This is a genomic window from Pseudomonas sp. SDO5215_S409 (genome assembly GCF_054071325.1).
In genome coordinates this window covers 171036-186454 of the sequence record NZ_JBSVWN010000003.1, presented here as the reverse complement: position 1 = coordinate 186454, position 15419 = coordinate 171036, and the positions used below count along the sequence as shown (strand labels likewise).

The following is a 15419-nucleotide window of genomic DNA, read 5'->3' as shown; positions in this document are numbered from 1 at the left end:
GGGCTCCGGGTCACGGGTACAAAAAATTATGGACATAATTTTTTACGCATATTATGGTCGAAATATAAATTAATCCAGCCCCGGAAAAACCGTATGTCGACTTACCCGACTCCCTCGCGAACATTGTTAGGCCTGCTGGTGGTGTTGACCGCCCTGGGCGAAGTCTCCACCCAACTGATCATCCCTGGCCTGGGCTCGATCGAGCAGGCCCTGATGGCGCCGCCCGGTTCGGCGCTGGCGGCGTTGTCGGCCTTTGTCGCGGCCTTTGGCCTGGGCCAATTAGTGCTCGGCCCCTTGTCGGACCGCATCGGCCGGCGCCCGGTGTTGATCGCAGGCCTGGCGCTGTACGTCGCTGCCACCCTGGGCATGTTGCTGGTCAGCAGCATGGGCGAGTTGATCTTCGCCCGTGTGCTGCAAGGCCTGGGCGCGTGCGCCGCGCTGGTGTTGGCGCGCACCGTGGTGCGTGACGTCTGGAAAGCCGAGGCGGGCCCGGCGCTAGCCTTGACGGTCATTGGCATGCTCAGCGCCATTGTGGTGTCGCCCATGCTTGGCGGGGTGCTGGTCAAATGGGGCGGCTGGCATGCACCGGTCCTGTTGGCGTTGACCCTGGGCACCGCCGCGCTGATCGCGGTGCTGCTGTTCTACCGTGAGAGCAATGAAAACCTCGACCCCAAGGCCGGCCACTGGAAGACCCTTGCCGGGCAATACCTGGACCTGCTCAAGGGCCGGGGCTACCGCACGTTTGCCGTGACCCTGGCCCTTACGTACGGCGCGATGTTTTCAGTGATTGCCGGCTCGTCGGCGATCTACATCAACCTGCTGGGCCTGAGCAGCGCGCAATACGGCGTGGTCTTTGGCGCGATGGTGTCGATGCTGATCGTGGGGGCCGTGTTTACCCGGCGCAAAATCATGCACCTGGGGCCTGCGCGCGTGGTGGCCATTGGTGTGAGCCTGGTCGCCGCAGGCGGGGTTGGCACCGTGGTGATTTTCGAGCTGTTCGGGTTGTCGGTGCTCGGCCTGAGCCTGCCCATTGCACTGGTGACCCTGGGCGGCGGGCTGGTACTGCCGGGGTCGGTGACCGGCGGGGTGATGCCCAACGCCCACCGGGCCGGGCTGGCGGCGGGGCTCATGGGCTTTTCGCAAATGTTTGGCGCTACGTTCAGCGGCATGCTGTTGAGCCACCTGCGGGACGGCAGCGCTGTACCGATGATCCTGTTGCAGGGCAGCTTCGCGCTGGCGGCGTTTGTGGCGTTTCATGTGTTGCGCGAGCGGCGGGTGGCGGTGCTATCGGTGCGTTGATTGTTCTATAGGTGGGACGATTAAGGCCGGTTTTGCCGTCTAGCGTTAAATTGCCAACAGATTTAAGGTGTATCCACAGTGGAGGAACACCATGAAAAACATCATTGGCATTTACACCAGCCCACGCGGTCACTGGGTGGGTGACGGTTTCCCGGTCCGCACCCTGTTTTCCTACGACACCTTGGGCAAACACATCAGCCCATTCCTGTTGCTGGACCACGCAGGCCCGGCCGAATTCACCCCCACCACCCAGCGTCGTGGGGTGGGGCAGCACCCGCACCGTGGGTTTGAAACCGTGACCATCGTCTACGACGGCGAAGTCGAGCACCGCGATTCCACCGGCGCCGGTGGCACCATCGGCCCGGGCGATGTGCAATGGATGACCGCGGCCAAGGGCATTCTTCACGAGGAGTTCCATTCCGCAGCCTTCGCCCGCCAAGGCGGGGCCCTGGAAATGGTGCAGTTGTGGGTCAACCTGCCAGCCCGGCACAAAATGGGCGAGGCCGGTTACCAGACGATCCTGGACGGTGATATTCCCTCGCTGCCCCTGCCGGACGGCGCCGGGCGCCTGCGCCTGATCGCTGGTGAGTTTGCCGGTGTACAGGGCCCGGCCCGTACGTTTACGCCGATTGACGTGTGGGACCTGCGCCTCAACGCCGGTAAGACGTTGACCCTGGACCTGCCCCACGGGCGCAACACCGCGCTGGTGGTGTTGCGGGGCACGGTGCAGGTCAACGGCGGCGAGCTGGCGCGTCAGGGCCAGTGGGTGCTGTTCGAGCGGGATGGCGACCAGCTGTCGCTTGCGTCCAACGACGACGCGATGGTGCTGCTGCTCAGCGGCGAGCCGATCGACGAGCCCATCGTCAGCCATGGCCCGTTCGTGATGAACACCGAACAGGAGATCCACCAGGCGTTTGTGGATGTCCAGTCCGGCCAGTTCGGCCAGATGCCGGCTTGACTGTCTGATCGTTCCTACGTTTGCGTGGGAACGATCACTCCCTTTCATCCCCATTTCATGCGATCTTCACGCCATTCGTCCTGGAGCCGCCTGAATGCCCGCCCTTATCACCGATCACCCGATGTTCTGCGCCCTGGCGCTGATACTTGTCGACATCCTGTTGTGGCGGCTGGTCAGCGCCAACGCGAACGGCTGGCGGCTGGCCATGCGGGTGATCATTTTTGGCGGGTTCAGCGCGTTGCTGTTCAACGAAGGCATGAACCCCTTGCAAGTGGCGCCGTGGCCTGAGGATGTGCCGCTGCACCTGGCGGCGACCGCGCTGCAGATCGGCTGGTGGCTGTATGCCGCACGCACCCTCACGGTGCTGTTGGGCGCGGTAATGATGCAGCGGGTCGGGCATGGCGGGAGCCTGTTGCAGGACCTGGTCGGCGCGGTGGTTTTCCTGATCGCCATCATCGCCGCCATGGCCTATGTGCTCGACCTGCCGGTCAAAGGCGTGCTCGCCACCTCCGGCGCCGTGGCGATCATCGTCGGCCTGGCGTTGCAGAGCACCCTGAGCGACGTGTTTTCGGGGATCGTGCTCAACACCACCAAGCCGTATCAGGTGGATGACTGGATCTCCATTGACGGCACCGAAGGCAAGGTGGTCGACATCGACTGGCGCGCCACGCGGCTGCAAACCGCTCAGGGCAGTATTGCGGTCGTGCCCAACTCACTGGCGGCCAAGGCCAAGATCATCAACTTCTCGCGCCCGGCCGACATGTTCGGGCTGTCGGTGAGCCTGCAAGTGAGCCCCCACGCCCGGCCGCAAACGGTGATCGAAGCGCTGGAGCGGGCGATGCAGGGCTGCCGGCCGCTGCTGGCAAAACCGGCGCCCAGCGTGGCGTTCAAGACGTCCGCCAGTGGCGGGGTGGAATACGAGATCAGCGGGTTTGTGCCCGCCATGGGCGTCAAGCGCGAGGTGCGCAACCAGCTGTATGACCTGGCGTTCCGGCATTTGCAGGCCGCCGGGGTCAGCTTGTTGTCCACCGCCGAAGCGGCCCCGCCGCCTGCGGTGTCCCCGGCCAAGGCGTTGCTGGAAAGCTCGGCTATTTTCTCGACCCTGCGCCAGGACGAGAAAGAAACCTTCAGCCAGCACATGACCCTGCAAACCTTCCGCGCCGGGGCCATGATTTTGCCGGCCGGGGAGGTCAGTGATCATTTGTTCATCATCGAATCGGGGGTGATTTCGGTGATCTTGACCAAGGCCGGGCACAAGTTCGAAGGCGGGCGAATGGGGCCGGGCGAGGTGATCGGTGAAGCCGGGATTTTGTCTGAGCAGGGCGTGCCCGCCGATTTCGTCGCCAAGACCTTTTGCAGCCTGTACCGCATCGAGCAGGAATACCTCAAGCCGTGCCTGGATGCGCGGCATGACATCGGCGAGGCCATGAAGGCGCTGCTGGATTTTCGCCTGCACGCGGCGCAAAGCCTGACTCAAGAGGCGCCGGTAGTGCCGGTCAAAAAGGGCTTTTTGCAGTGGCTGCGCAGCCGCACGGGTGGCTAGGGGCGCTGGCACGCCCCACCCACACCGGTGCGGGCGCCGACCTCAGAAGTTGACCGTGGCACTCAAGCGGGCGGTCAAGGGTGCGCCCTGGAACAGGTAGTCATCGCCCAGGTATTCGCCGGTATCGCGCCAGTAACGCTTGTCGAACAGGTTGTCGACACTCAGGCGCAGCACCGTCTCGTAGCCCTCGATTCGGTTGGTATAGCGGCTGCCCACGTTGACCACCGAATACCCCCCGGCTGACACATTGCCCACGCGGTCGGCGTATTTGCTGGCGCTGTATTGCACGCCGCCCAGCAGGGCCAGCCCGTCGACCCACGGCAGGGCGTAGTCGGCGTACAGGCTGGCGCGCAGGTTAGGCACGTTGATCGCCTGGTGCCCTTCATAGTCGGGCGTGCCGCTGTTGGTCACCCGCGCGCGGATGGCCGCAACGCTGGCGGCGAGTTGCAGGCGGGAGGTGGCCCAGCCGTTGGCAGACAGCTCAAGCCCGGTATTTTTCTGCTGGCCTTGTTGCACGTAGGTGAAGTTGCCCGCGCCATCCGGCTTGGCGTACTGGTAGGCCTGGCGGGTCTGGAACACGGCGGCGGCAAAGCTGATGCGGCGCCAGTCGTATTTCACCCCGGCTTCCAGTTGCCGGGAGACGGTCGGGGCCAGGGTTTCAAGGCTGTTGAGGGCAAACCAGGGCGCCTGGCCGCCCAGCGACAGGCCTTTGCTGTAGCTGGTATAGAGCGACACATTTTCCACCGGCTTGTAGATCAGCGCCGCTTGGGGCAAGAACACGTATTGCTGGGTATGGCGCGATGGGTCGCCCTGGGCATCGAAGGCCTGTTCATCCAGGCGCACTTCGCGCCCGCCGAGCACGGTCTGCCAGTGTTCGTTGAAGCGGATGCGGTCGGTGGCGAACAGCCCGTACTGGCGGCTGTCGAGGCGCCGGTGGCTGTCGTTCAACGGGCCGTCGTAGCGGGCAAAACTGTCCGGGTCCAGGTGAATGTTGCCGCTGCCGATAAGGGCGTTGATCGGGTCGCGCTGGTTGACCACCCGGCGGAACGCGCTGGTGCCAAACGTCAGCTCATGGCCCAGACCTGCGGTGTTGAACAGGCCGGTCATGGCCGCCTGAATCTCGTCGTTGCGCCGGGTGTCGTCAGGGCTGCGAAAATCGTAGAGGCCGTAATCGCCCTCGGGGCTGAAGTGGTTGGTGAGCCCTTGCGGGTCGCCCCAGGCAAACGAGCTGTAGTCGTCAATCACCACTTTGCTGCGCGAGGCGCTGATGCTGCCTTTCCATTGGTCGCTGAAGCGGTATTCGAACTTACCGTTGAGGTTAAGCGAATCGATGCCCACCTGATGGGCGCCGCTCTGGTGGCCCAGCAGTTTTTTCGGCGAGGCGTGGTGCGGCAGTTCGGTGCCGCCCAGCAACTGATAGCCCGGCACTGAGCGCTGGTCCTTGTTCTGGTATTCGGCGTCCAGTTGCAGCACGGCGTCGGGGCTGATGTTCCAGTCAAAGGCCAGCGACAGGAAATCGCGTTGGCCGTTGGCGTGTTCCACATACGAGTTGAGGTCTTCATGGGCCACGTTGGCGCGCAGGCCAAATTGCTGCTCGCTGCCAAACCAGCCGCCCACATCGGTGGCCACATACCCGCTGCCGCGGTCGTCGGTGGACACGGTGACCGAGCGCACATCTTCCGGGCGCTTGGTCATGTAGTTGATCACGCCGCTGGGCTCGCTGATCCCGCTTTGCAGGCCGGCCAGGCCCTTGAGCACTTCCACCTGCTGTTTATTCTCCAGCGCCACGTTCTGCTCGCCGGTGATGGTGCGGCCGTTGATTTTGTAGCTGCTGGCGGCATTGAGGGAAAAACCGCGCACCACGAAGTTCTCGTAGTAGCCCACGGGCGCGTAGCTGTCACCCACCGAGGCGTCGTTGCGCAGCACTTCGCTGAGCAGGCGGGCTTGCTGGTCCTTGATCAAGGCGGCGTTGATCACCGTGATCGAGGCGGGCGTGTCCACCAGCGGCGCTTCGCTAAAACCGGCCACCGAGGCCGTGGCGGCTTGATAACCGGACTCGTCCTGACCCTGGACTTTCACCGCTGGCAGTTCGATCTCGGCGGCCAGCGTACTGCCGCTGAGCAGCAGGCCAAGGGTCAACAGGTCGAGGGGCAAACGCGAACAAACGGCAGGACGAAAACGCAACATCATGGGGAAAAGGCCTGAGAGCGCAGAACGAGGGGCGCATAAGCTAGGCATAACGGCGGTTTTTTACAAGCGCCGGGCTGACATCAAACCGTCATCGCTTCATCGCGGCACTGACACATTGCCCCGGTACTGTCCTCGCCAATGAGATCGATCTCAAGCGAGCCACAATGCCTGACTTAAAAGACGTCGCCCGGCTGGCCGGGGTGTCGCGTGCCACCGCCGCGCGCACGTTTGCCTCCCCTGAACAGGTGCGCCCGGCCACCCGCGAGCAGGTGTTCGCGGCGGCCCGCGAGCTGGGGTTTCGTCCCAATCTGCTGGGCCGCCAGTTGCGCCTGCAAACCACGCGGTTGATTGGCGTGGTGGTGCCCAACCTGCTCAACCCGGTGTTCGCCGAACAGGTGCAGGCCATGGAACGGGCGGCGCGGCTGCGCGGTTACAGCCTGCTGCTGGCCACCACCGACTACAGCAGCGAGCGCGAAAGCGTGGTGGTGGAAGAACTGCTGCGCCAGCGGGTCGACGGCCTCGTGCTGACGGTCACCGATGCGCACAGCAACAGCGTGCTCGACAGCCTGGCCACCGAGCAAACGCCTTTTGTGCTGGCCTACCACCAACCCGACAACCCCGACCACAGCGCCGTTTCGGTGGACAACCGCGCCGGCATGGCCCTGGCCACCCGCTACCTGCTGGACGCCGGGCACCGGCGCATCGGCATGGTGGCGGGCCCGGCGTTGCAGTCCGACCGTGCCCGGCTGCGCTACGCCGGGTACTGCGATGCCATGGGCGAACACCGCATGCCGGTGATCGAAATGCCCGACCACACCCAGGCCGAGTTCGCTGCCATCGCCGCGTTGTTACAGGGCCCGCACGCGCCCACCGCGCTGGTGTGCTCCAACGATTTTTTGGCCATCAGCCTGATCGCCGAGCTGCGCCGCAACGGCTGGAGCGTGCCGGGGCAGTTGTCGGTGATGGGCTTTGACGGCATTGCCCTGGGCACCCAGATGCACCCGACGCTGTGCAGCGTGGTGCAGCCCATCGCGCAACTGGCCCACACCGTGATCGACCAACTGCTGGCGCAAATCGCCGGGCAGGCCCCGGTTTCCCATTGCCTGCCGTGCCACATTCGGCCGGGCGACAGCACCCAACCCCTTGAGGAGACACCTGATGAACGCGTTCCGTAAAACCCTGGCGACGCTGTTACTGTGCGGCGCGGCGGGCCTGGCCCAGGCCGCCGAGACGGCGATTTGCTACAACTGCCCGCCGGACTGGGCCGACTGGGGCACCCAGCTCAAGGCGATCAACGCGAGCACCGGCGTGCAAGTGCCGCTGGACAACAAGAACTCCGGCCAGTCCCTGGCCCAACTGGTGGCCGAGAAGGCCGCGCCGGTGGCCGACGTGGTGTATTACGGCGTGACCTTTGGCCTGCAGGCGCAAAAAGCCGGGGTGGTGGACGGTTATAAACCCAAGGGGTGGGAGCAGATCCCGGCCGGGTTGAAAGATCCGGCGGGCCACTGGTTCGCGATCCACTCCGGCACCTTGGGCATCATGGTCAACGTGGACGCCCTGGGCGGCTTGCCGGTGCCGCAGGGCTGGGCCGACCTGCTCAAGCCCGAATACAAAGGCATGGTCGGCTACCTGGACCCGTCCAGCGCGTTTGTCGGCTACGTCTCCGCCGTGGCGATCAACCGCGCCCTGGGCGGCAGCCTCGACAACTTCGCCCCGGCCATCGACTACTTCCAGAAGCTGGCGAAAAACGCGCCCATCGTGCCCAAGCAGACCGCTTACGCGCGGGTCCTGTCGGGCGAGTTGCCGATTCTGGTGGACTACGACTTCAACGCCTACCGCGCCCGCTATAAAGACAACGCCAACGTGGCCTTTGTGATCCCGCAAGAGGGCAGCATCAGCGTGCCTTACGTGATGAGCCTGGTGGCGAACGCGCCGCACCGTGGCAATGGCGAAAAAGTGCTGGACTTTGTGCTGTCCGATGCAGGCCAGGCGTTGTGGGCCAAGGCCTACCTGCGCCCGGTGCGCCCGGTGCCGATGCCTGCCGAGGTGGCCGCGCAGTTCCTGCCAGACGCCGACTACGCCCGCGCAGGCGTGGTGGACTACCAGAAAATGGCCGACGTGCAGGAAGCCTTCGCCGCCCGTTACCTGAGTGAGGTCAAGTAAGTGCCCAGACACGCCTCCTGGGCCCTGGCCCCGGCCTTTGCGGTGCTGCTGGCGTTCTGGCTGTTGCCGCTTGCGCACCTGGTGATGCTCGGCGGGCAGAGCCGCGACGCCAGCGGCAGCGGTTACTGGCAAGTGCTCAGCAGCGGCCTGTACCTGGGCAGCCTGGTGCAGACCTGCGTACTGGCGCTGCTGGTGACGTTTGCCGCGCTGGTGGTGGGGGGCGTTGCTGCGGTGTTTCTCGCCCGCCAGCGGTTTTTCGGGCGTTCGGCGCTGGTGGCGTTGCTCACCTTTCCGCTGGCGTTTCCCGGTGTGGTGGTGGGTTTCCTGGTGATTCTGCTGGCGGGGCGCCAAGGGTTGTTTGCCTCGCTGGGCCTGCACCTGGCCGGTGAGCGCTGGATCTTTGCGTATTCGCTGGCGGGGCTGTTTGTCGGCTACCTGTACTTTTCGATCCCTCGGGTGATTCTCACGGTGATGGCTGCCTGCGAAAGCCTCGACCGCAGCCTTGAAGAAGCGGCGCGCTCCCTGGGCGCCGGGCATTGGCGGGTGGTGTGCGACGTGATCATCCCGGGCCTGGCGCCCGCGCTGGCGTCGTGCGGGGCCATCTGTTTTGCCACGGCCATGGGCGCCTTCGGCACCGCCTTTACCCTGGGCACACAGTTGAACGTCACGCCGGTGGCGATCTACAACGTGTTCACCAACTACGCCAATTTTGCCGTGGCGGCGGCGCTGTCGGTGGCGCTGGGCGGGTTGACCTGGGCGGTGCTGCTGCTCACGCGGCGGCTGGTGAAAAACGCGGGGACGGTCCTGTGAAGCGCTCATCGCTGTTTGTGCTGCAACTGCTGTTCACCTTGCTGGTGTGCGCGTTCATGTTGGTGCCGGTGGTGATGTCATTGCTGGTGGGGCTGACGCGCAACTTTTTTGTGGGGCTATCGAGTGGGCTCACGTTCGACTGGCTGGCCCAGGTGTGGCAGGCCTATTCGCCCACCGTGTGGCTGTCGCTGCAACTGGCGCTGGCGTGTGCGCTGTGCGTTTGTGTGATCGGCGTCCCGGCGGCCTATGCATTGGTGCGGATGAACAACCGCCTGAGCCGCGCCTTTGAAGAGTTGATGGTGCTGCCGGTGGCCATGCCCGGCCTTGCCAGCGCACTGGCGCTGCTGCTGACCTACGGCCAGTTCGGCGGGTTTCGCAGCAGTTGGCTGTTCATTCTCGTGGGCCATGTGCTGTTCACCTTGCCGTTCCTGGTGCGCCCGGTGATGGCGGTGATGCAACGCCAGCAACTGCCGGTGTTGGAAGAGGCCGCGGCCAGCCTGGGCGCCGGGCCCTTGCGGCGATTTTTCAGCGTGGTGGTGCCCAACTGTCGCGCGGGCATCCTGGCCGGGGTGTTGATGGTGGTGACGCTGTCACTGGGTGAGTTCAACCTGACCTGGATGCTGCACACGCCGCTGACCAAGACCCTGCCCGTAGGCCTGGCCGACAGCTACGCCTCGGCGCGCCTGGAAATCGCCAGCGCCTACACCCTGATCTTTTTGTTGATGATCGTGCCGCTGCTGATCGCGCTGCAGGCCATCAGTGCCCGTCTGTCCCGTGGAGAGCGTCGATGACCGCAATCACTATCCGCCTGCAAGGCTGCCGCAAGGCGTTCGCCGATGGCACCGTTGCCGTGCAGGACCTGAACCTGACCATCGAGGGCGGCGAAACCCTGGCGATTCTGGGCCCGTCCGGCTGCGGCAAAACCACCACCCTGCGCCTGATCGCAGGCCTTGAGCGCCCGGACGCGGGCCAGGTGTTTTTTGGCGAGCGTGACGTGACCCGCTTGCCCATCGAGCGGCGCGACGTGGGCATGGTGTTCCAGAACTACGCGCTGTTTCCCAACCTCGATGTGGCCGGCAACATCGCCTACGGCCTGAAGATTCGCGGCATGGCGCCCGCCGAGCGCAACAAGCGCTGCGACGAGTTGCTGGAACTGGTGGGCCTGCAACAGCACGGCGCCCGCCGCATCCACGAACTCTCCGGCGGCCAGCGCCAACGGGTGGCCCTGGCCCGCGCGCTGGCGCCACGCCCCAAGGTGCTGTTGCTGGACGAACCCCTCGCAGCGCTGGACGCGCAGTTGCGCGAACGCCTGCGTAGCGAGCTGGACACGTTGCTGCGCAGCCTGGGCATCACCGCGGTCTTTGTCACCCACGACCAGGGCGAGGCCATGGCATTGGGCGATCGCATCCTGGTGATGGAGAAGGGCCGCGTGGCGCAACTGGGCAGCCCCCGCGACATTTACCAACAACCGGCCAGCCGCTTCGTCGCAGGGTTCGTCGGCAACCTGAATGCCTTCACGGTGCTCGAGCGCAGCGCCCACGGCGTCAAAGTGTACGGCGGCGAACTGCCGTGGCACGCGCCCACGCAGCCCACCACCCTGTACTGCCGCCCCGAGCACCTGCAGGTGATGGAGGGCGAAGGGCACCTGCACGGGCGCCTGGTGGCGCAGTTTTTCCAAGGGCCGCAAAGCCGCCTGCTGGTGGACGTGGGCGGCCCGCAACCGCTGCTGGTGGACAGCAGCGACGACACGTCTTACGCCGTCGGCGCACCGCTGGCCCTGGCCGTTGCGCCGCACCTGTTGTTCACCCTGCCTGTTTGAGAACCTATGTCGAATCGTCCGTTTCTTGTTGCGCAGATCAGCGATCTGCACCTTAAAGCCGGCCAGCGCCTGACCTACGGCGTGGTCGATACCCTGGGCGCGCTGCGCCGTGCCGTCGAACACGTGAACACCCGTTACCCGCAGCCCGACATCGTGGTCATCAGCGGCGACCTGGTGGACTTTGGCCGCCCCGATGAATACGCGGTGCTGCGCCCCGAGCTTGAGCGCTTGCAGATGCCGTACTACCTGGTGCCGGGCAACCACGACAGCCGCGAGCATTTGCTGGAGGCGTTTGCCGATCAAGCGTATTTGCCGCTGTCGGCCGACGCGCCGCTGGACTGGGTGGTGGATGACTACCCACTGCGCCTGATCGGGCTGGACTCGACCGTCCCCGGCGGCCACGGCGGGCAGTTGCTGGACAGCCAGTTACAGTGGCTGGACGCCCGCCTGGCGACACGCCCCGCAGTGCCGACGCTGGTGATCCTGCACCACCCGCCCTTTATCAGCGGCATTGGCCACATGGACCGCGAGCCCTTTATCAATGCGGCGGCTTTTGAGCAGGTCATCGCCGCTCACCCGCACGTAGAGCGGGTGCTGTGCGGGCATTTGCACCGGCCGATGCAGCGCCGGTTCGGGGGGAGCCTGTGTTGCGTGTGCCCGGGCACGTCGCACCAGATCGTGCTGGACCTGCAGGTGCAAGCGCCCGCGCATTTCAACCTGGAACCGGCGGGGTATCTGCTGCATCGCTGGGCACCGGGGCAGGGGGTGGTCAGCCACACGGCGGTGTTGGGCGAGTACCCGGGGCCGTATCCTTTTTATGATGCGCAGGGGTTGATTGACTGAGCAAACCTCTTCCAGACGTTAAACGTCAGCTGAGCGCCGCGTTGTTACTACTGAACATGCGCCAGTTTCAATTTTATATCATGTAGAAATTCTGCAACTTCAACGTTGTTTTGGCGTTGGGTAAGGGTGTAAAGCAATTCGTCAATCCTGTCATTAAGCTGGCGAGTGGAGGCGCTGAGACTGTTCAGTACTTCCAGGTGCTCCAGCATGTTGAGTTTCAGTTTGGTGTAGGTGGACTGTCCTGATGGCGAAATGGCTTCGTATTTAAGGATGTGTATGTGTTCAGTCGATAATTGGAAAAACTTTAAGTGGTCGCCATATTTAAAGTTTGTCGAATTGGGATCGATAATGTCGAATACGTAAGGATTTTTTCGGTCGACGGTATTGTTTTTTACGAGATTGCAGTCCATGCAGGCATAGGTAAGGTTTTCGAGTGAAAAAATTTTTTCGGGGAATTTGGTTTTTCCGGCGATGTGCTCTATGTTCCAGGATTTTCCGTGTTGCCCCATGGGTCGCTTGCAGTAGGCGCAGCGTTTGTTGATTCGTTTTTTTAAGGTCATACGTACGGCAGTGATGAGCCGTTCCATGCTGGAGGCTTCCGACTCGCTCAGGCGCCAGGACAGCTTTTTAAACTTGTGTGTTTTTTTGGGATTGGAATAGCAGGTCCAGGCCTCTACGGCCGTCATCATATCGTCGGCAACTAAACGTTCCAGGTGTGTTATGACCGTAGCGCTCGAGGCGTCGGCTAGAGAGATCATTGGGGCGCCCCTTGGAAGTGTCGTCGAATCAGAGAAATGGCTTCGTTGATGGTGTGCCTCTTCTCGTCGGGCATCCCATTTTTATTCAGCAGTTCGGTGAGTCTTTTAATTTCACGTTCGACGTTGTGTGCGGGCTCGGAGGCATCGAGGATCGCTTCTGCAATGGCCTGATCAATGGCTTTGGTGTTGTAGGTCGCCGTATCAAACAGGTCGAGGGTGAGGCCGTCGCAACTATTTATATTTTCGGAGGTTGCCGCCCGGTAGCCGATAAACTCAAGTTGTTGGTCGGACGTCACTGAACGATTGCTTTGAGCGTTGAGGACAATGATGGCGTCCGTTTCGTTATCTTTGGCGGCTTCTGACACAATCACGGGAGAGTGGGTGGCGATTAAGACATGATAATTCTTATAGTTCTCCATGATTTGGGTCATGAAGGCATGAAACTCCATTTGCCACTTGAGGTGCAAACTGATTTCAGGTTCGTCGATGAGGACCAGGCAATTGTTTTCCGCATTGGCAATTATTTTTAACGCCGTGGCAATTCTGTTTTGCTCGCCTGAACTCAAGTCGGAATATTTAAGTGGGTTCTGGCCCGTCCACGCATAAACCACTACCTCGGGATTAAGGTCGATATAGGTCTTGAGAATCGCCGCTTCTGGAATGGTTAACTTGTCTATAAACACGTCATCGCTGATCGTTTTCGCAAGCCATTTTCTTTCAATAGCGGTAAATAGCTTATTGATTTGTGTGTTCTTTAGTTTTCGGTTGTCAATGGTTTCGGAGAGCATCGTACTGGTGATTTTGTTTTTGATGCTCGCGGGAAACTGAATGGAAAACTTGAGTTTTAAAGAATCAGTCAATGTTCGTAAAAACGCCATTTTTCCCGGTTTTATCCCCTGGATCAGGTATTTGGCGATCTCACGATCCAGAGAACTTAGGAAAATCGCGTTGCCGACGGCCCTTGCACCCAGGTAGCGTCGTTTACGACCATGGGTGAACGTAAATCTGTCACTGACCGCATTGGTCACGCAAAGAACCGATTTTACCTTGGTGGTGGTCGATTTTTCATAATGGTCACAAATATTGGCAAGTAATCGGCTTTTCCCGGTTCCGTTGTTTCCGATCAGGTAAGTAATGAACGGCGGGGACCCTGTTTCTACAGAGTCTTCTATATTTTTGATCAGTTTTGTCATGACACCGCTCATGATGCATCCTTGTATTGATGTCAGTTAACACAGGTGTGAGGCCGGCTAGCCAGCGATGCAGAGGATCAGCATCGTCCGACTTTTTCGCACTGCCTGAACGAATGGATAAAGGCACAATGATATCAAGCGGCTATTTAGATTTACAGCGGTTGAAACACCTCTCCATTTTCTCTCGTCGCGATTGAGCCGCTTTGAAGCAGACGCCTTCTTATTGATGAGCACGTCATGCCCAGAGTGGACTTGCTCGTGCTGAACGAATGGCATGCACCGGCTGGCATTGTGTTCAAACACAATCGTACAAGAGGGTTTTCACGCCCCTACGTAGACTCGCGCCTCATTCGACAGCAGAGGTCAGCGATGGATATTTTTCTCTACGCCTTCAGCGTGATGTACAGCCCGGGCCCGGTGAATTTCATGGCGTTGAACGCCGGGTTGACCGGCAGGTTTCGCCAGTCCATCGGGTTTTTTACCGGGGTTGGCTGTGCGTTGCTGGTGTTGTTTGTGCTGTTTGGCTACACCGGCCAGGCGTTGGTTTCGCCGCGCATGTTGCCGTATATCTCGCTGGTGGGCGGGCTCTACACGCTGTTCCTGGCGTATCAGGTGTACACCGCCACCACGGTGGTGCCGCGTGCAGGGGAGGCGCCGTCGCCCGGTGCATTAAAGGCCCTCACGTTCTGGAACGGCTTTCTCATCCAATTGCTCAACCCCAAGGGCATCATGGTGGTGCTGCCCATTACCAGCGTGATGATGCCGGCCGCGCATATTTCGGGAATTTCCATCGCGGTGGTTTCCACATTGCTGGGTGTCGCCGGGGTGGGTGCGCCGGGGGTCTATTCGTTGCTGGGGGCGCTGCTGGGGCGGCGGATTACCCAGCAGGCGTACTTCACGCTGTTCAACCGGCTGATGGGGGTGGCGTTGGGCGTGTGCGGGCTGTTCATGTTGGAGGCGTTTTACGTTCACCTCCGGTCATGAGCCAGATTCGTGTTGGTCTGAAATAAAATGAGTTTGTCTGCGTTGCGGTGCGTACGGACAATGGCGCCCCCCAGCGCTGCCGATGGCTGGCTCGTTTTAGCTGATAAGGAATTCACTCCCATGCCTCCCGTCAACCGACCCCACCTGACCCTGCCGGACGGCGCTGACAAGCTGCTGCTGCATTCCTGCTGCGCGCCGTGCTCGGGCGAGGTGATGGAAGCCATCACCGCCTCCGGCATCGACTACACGATTTTTTTCTACAACCCCAACATTCATCCCGAGCGTGAGTACCTGTTGCGCAAGGACGAAAACATCCGCTTTGCCCAAGAGCACAACGTGCCGTTTATCGACGCCGACTACGACACCGACAACTGGTTCGCCCGCGCCAAAGGCATGGAGCACGAACCGGAGCGGGGCGTGCGCTGCACCATGTGTTTTGACATGCGTTTCGAGCGCACGGCGTTGTACGCCTATGAACACGGCTTTGGCGTGATCTCCAGCTCCCTGGGCATTTCCCGCTGGAAAGACATGCAGCAGATCACCGACAGCGGCGTTCGCAGCGCAGGCAAATACCCCGGCGTGACCTATTGGGATTACAACTGGCGCAAGGGCGGTGGCTCCTCGCGCATGATCGAGATCAGCAAGCGCGAACGGTTTTACCAGCAGGAATACTGCGGCTGCATCTATTCATTGCGTGACACCAACCACCATCGCAAGGAGCAGGGGCGGGAGATCATTCGCCTGGGTGTGAAGTACTACGGCGACGACGAATAAGCCCGGCGCAGACGCGGTGGCGAAGGGTTTCCCCGCGTAGATAACATTGTGTTTTGTGCGGGCCTGGGGTCTTATAGGCCCGCAC

The 15419-nt window shown here is 61.8% G+C and carries 14 protein-coding genes; 11 read left to right on the top strand and 3 right to left on the bottom strand.

All coding sequences use genetic code 11. From position 1 onward, the window contains the following. Positions 1-93: 93 nt before the first annotated feature. The 3 genes from ACW9H9_RS02745 to ACW9H9_RS02735 all read left to right on the top strand — a co-directional run bounded on the left by ACW9H9_RS02745 (position 94) and on the right by ACW9H9_RS02735 (position 3800). The gene (locus ACW9H9_RS02745; RefSeq protein WP_457341474.1) at positions 94-1299 is read left to right on the top strand and encodes an MFS transporter; all 1206 of its coding nucleotides are present in this window, start codon (positions 94-96) and stop codon (positions 1297-1299) included. Between the two features lie 91 nt (positions 1300-1390). Then, positions 1391-2257, top strand: coding sequence for a pirin family protein (locus tag ACW9H9_RS02740; protein WP_457341473.1), 867 nt, complete (start codon positions 1391-1393; stop codon positions 2255-2257). Between the two features lie 94 nt (positions 2258-2351). After that, the gene (locus ACW9H9_RS02735) at positions 2352-3800 is read left to right on the top strand and encodes a mechanosensitive ion channel domain-containing protein (protein WP_457341472.1); all 1449 of its coding nucleotides are present in this window, start codon (positions 2352-2354) and stop codon (positions 3798-3800) included. Between the two features lie 42 nt (positions 3801-3842). Here the strand turns inward: ACW9H9_RS02735 and ACW9H9_RS02730 are convergent, their stop codons facing one another. Then, entirely contained in the window at positions 3843-5990 is a 2148-nt protein-coding gene (locus ACW9H9_RS02730) for a TonB-dependent siderophore receptor (protein ID WP_457341471.1), read from the bottom strand. A 164-nt stretch (positions 5991-6154) separates the two neighbouring features. Here ACW9H9_RS02730 and ACW9H9_RS02725 point away from each other — a divergent pair, with 164 nt between their 5' ends. The 6 genes from ACW9H9_RS02725 to ACW9H9_RS02700 are packed head-to-tail and all read left to right on the top strand — an operon-like array spanning position 6155 to position 11625. Continuing rightward, positions 6155-7165 (top strand): LacI family DNA-binding transcriptional regulator, encoded by a 1011-nt coding sequence (locus ACW9H9_RS02725; RefSeq protein WP_457341470.1) that lies wholly within the window; start codon positions 6155-6157, stop codon positions 7163-7165. Next, positions 7149-8153 carry an ABC transporter substrate-binding protein gene (locus ACW9H9_RS02720; RefSeq protein ID WP_457341469.1) on the top strand — a complete coding sequence of 335 codons (1005 nt, stop codon included), beginning with the start codon at positions 7149-7151 and terminating at the stop codon, positions 8151-8153. Before ACW9H9_RS02725 ends, ACW9H9_RS02720 begins: the two co-directional genes overlap by 17 nt. After that, positions 8154-8963: an ABC transporter permease gene (locus ACW9H9_RS02715; protein WP_457341468.1), complete on the top strand. Its 810-nt coding sequence runs from the start codon at positions 8154-8156 to the stop codon at positions 8961-8963. Next, positions 8960-9754, top strand: a complete 795-nt coding sequence (locus ACW9H9_RS02710; RefSeq protein ID WP_457341467.1) for an ABC transporter permease — start codon at positions 8960-8962, stop codon at positions 9752-9754. The genes ACW9H9_RS02715 and ACW9H9_RS02710 overlap by 4 nt, the downstream gene beginning before the upstream one ends. Continuing rightward, on the top strand, positions 9751-10782 hold the full coding sequence (locus tag ACW9H9_RS02705) for an ABC transporter ATP-binding protein (RefSeq protein ID WP_457341466.1): 1032 nt from the start codon (positions 9751-9753) through the stop codon (positions 10780-10782). The genes ACW9H9_RS02710 and ACW9H9_RS02705 overlap by 4 nt, the downstream gene beginning before the upstream one ends. A 6-nt stretch (positions 10783-10788) precedes the next feature. Then, the gene (locus ACW9H9_RS02700) at positions 10789-11625 is read left to right on the top strand and encodes a phosphodiesterase (RefSeq protein ID WP_457341465.1); all 837 of its coding nucleotides are present in this window, start codon (positions 10789-10791) and stop codon (positions 11623-11625) included. Between the two features lie 47 nt (positions 11626-11672). On the opposite strand, the gene ACW9H9_RS02695 is transcribed toward ACW9H9_RS02700, so the two are convergent. Both ACW9H9_RS02695 and ACW9H9_RS02690 read right to left on the bottom strand, forming a co-directional pair. After that, entirely contained in the window at positions 11673-12383 is a 711-nt protein-coding gene (locus ACW9H9_RS02695; RefSeq protein ID WP_457341464.1) for an HNH endonuclease, read from the bottom strand. Continuing rightward, a complete protein-coding gene (locus ACW9H9_RS02690; protein WP_457341463.1) occupies positions 12380-13576 on the bottom strand; it encodes an AAA family ATPase in 1197 nt (398 codons plus the stop codon). The genes ACW9H9_RS02695 and ACW9H9_RS02690 overlap by 4 nt, the downstream gene beginning before the upstream one ends. A 369-nt stretch (positions 13577-13945) precedes the next feature. Here ACW9H9_RS02690 and ACW9H9_RS02685 point away from each other — a divergent pair, with 369 nt between their 5' ends. Next, complete coding sequence (locus ACW9H9_RS02685) at positions 13946-14560, top strand: LysE family translocator (RefSeq protein ID WP_457341462.1); 615 nt, start codon at positions 13946-13948, stop codon at positions 14558-14560. 120 nt (positions 14561-14680) lie between these two features. Then, complete coding sequence (locus ACW9H9_RS02680; protein ID WP_457341461.1) at positions 14681-15334, top strand: epoxyqueuosine reductase QueH; 654 nt, start codon at positions 14681-14683, stop codon at positions 15332-15334. The last annotated feature ends 85 nt before the right edge of the window (positions 15335-15419 follow it).

Bases quoted from the DNA above. Each gene is read 5' to 3' on its own strand.
- ACW9H9_RS02745 (WP_457341474.1), top strand. From the start codon at position 94: ATGTCGACTTACCCGACTCCCTCGCGAACATTGTTAGGCCTGCTGGTG.
- ACW9H9_RS02740 (WP_457341473.1), top strand. From the start codon at position 1,391: ATGAAAAACATCATTGGCATTTACACCAGCCCACGCGGTCACTGGGTG.
- ACW9H9_RS02735 (WP_457341472.1), top strand. From the start codon at position 2,352: ATGCCCGCCCTTATCACCGATCACCCGATGTTCTGCGCCCTGGCGCTG.
- ACW9H9_RS02730 (WP_457341471.1), bottom strand. From the start codon at position 5,990: ATGATGTTGCGTTTTCGTCCTGCCGTTTGTTCGCGTTTGCCCCTCGAC.
- ACW9H9_RS02725 (WP_457341470.1), top strand. From the start codon at position 6,155: ATGCCTGACTTAAAAGACGTCGCCCGGCTGGCCGGGGTGTCGCGTGCC.
- ACW9H9_RS02720 (WP_457341469.1), top strand. From the start codon at position 7,149: ATGAACGCGTTCCGTAAAACCCTGGCGACGCTGTTACTGTGCGGCGCG.
- ACW9H9_RS02705 (WP_457341466.1), top strand. From the start codon at position 9,751: ATGACCGCAATCACTATCCGCCTGCAAGGCTGCCGCAAGGCGTTCGCC.
- ACW9H9_RS02700 (WP_457341465.1), top strand. From the start codon at position 10,789: ATGTCGAATCGTCCGTTTCTTGTTGCGCAGATCAGCGATCTGCACCTT.
- ACW9H9_RS02695 (WP_457341464.1), bottom strand. From the start codon at position 12,383: ATGATCTCTCTAGCCGACGCCTCGAGCGCTACGGTCATAACACACCTG.
- ACW9H9_RS02690 (WP_457341463.1), bottom strand. From the start codon at position 13,576: ATGACAAAACTGATCAAAAATATAGAAGACTCTGTAGAAACAGGGTCC.
- ACW9H9_RS02685 (WP_457341462.1), top strand. From the start codon at position 13,946: ATGGATATTTTTCTCTACGCCTTCAGCGTGATGTACAGCCCGGGCCCG.
- ACW9H9_RS02680 (WP_457341461.1), top strand. From the start codon at position 14,681: ATGCCTCCCGTCAACCGACCCCACCTGACCCTGCCGGACGGCGCTGAC.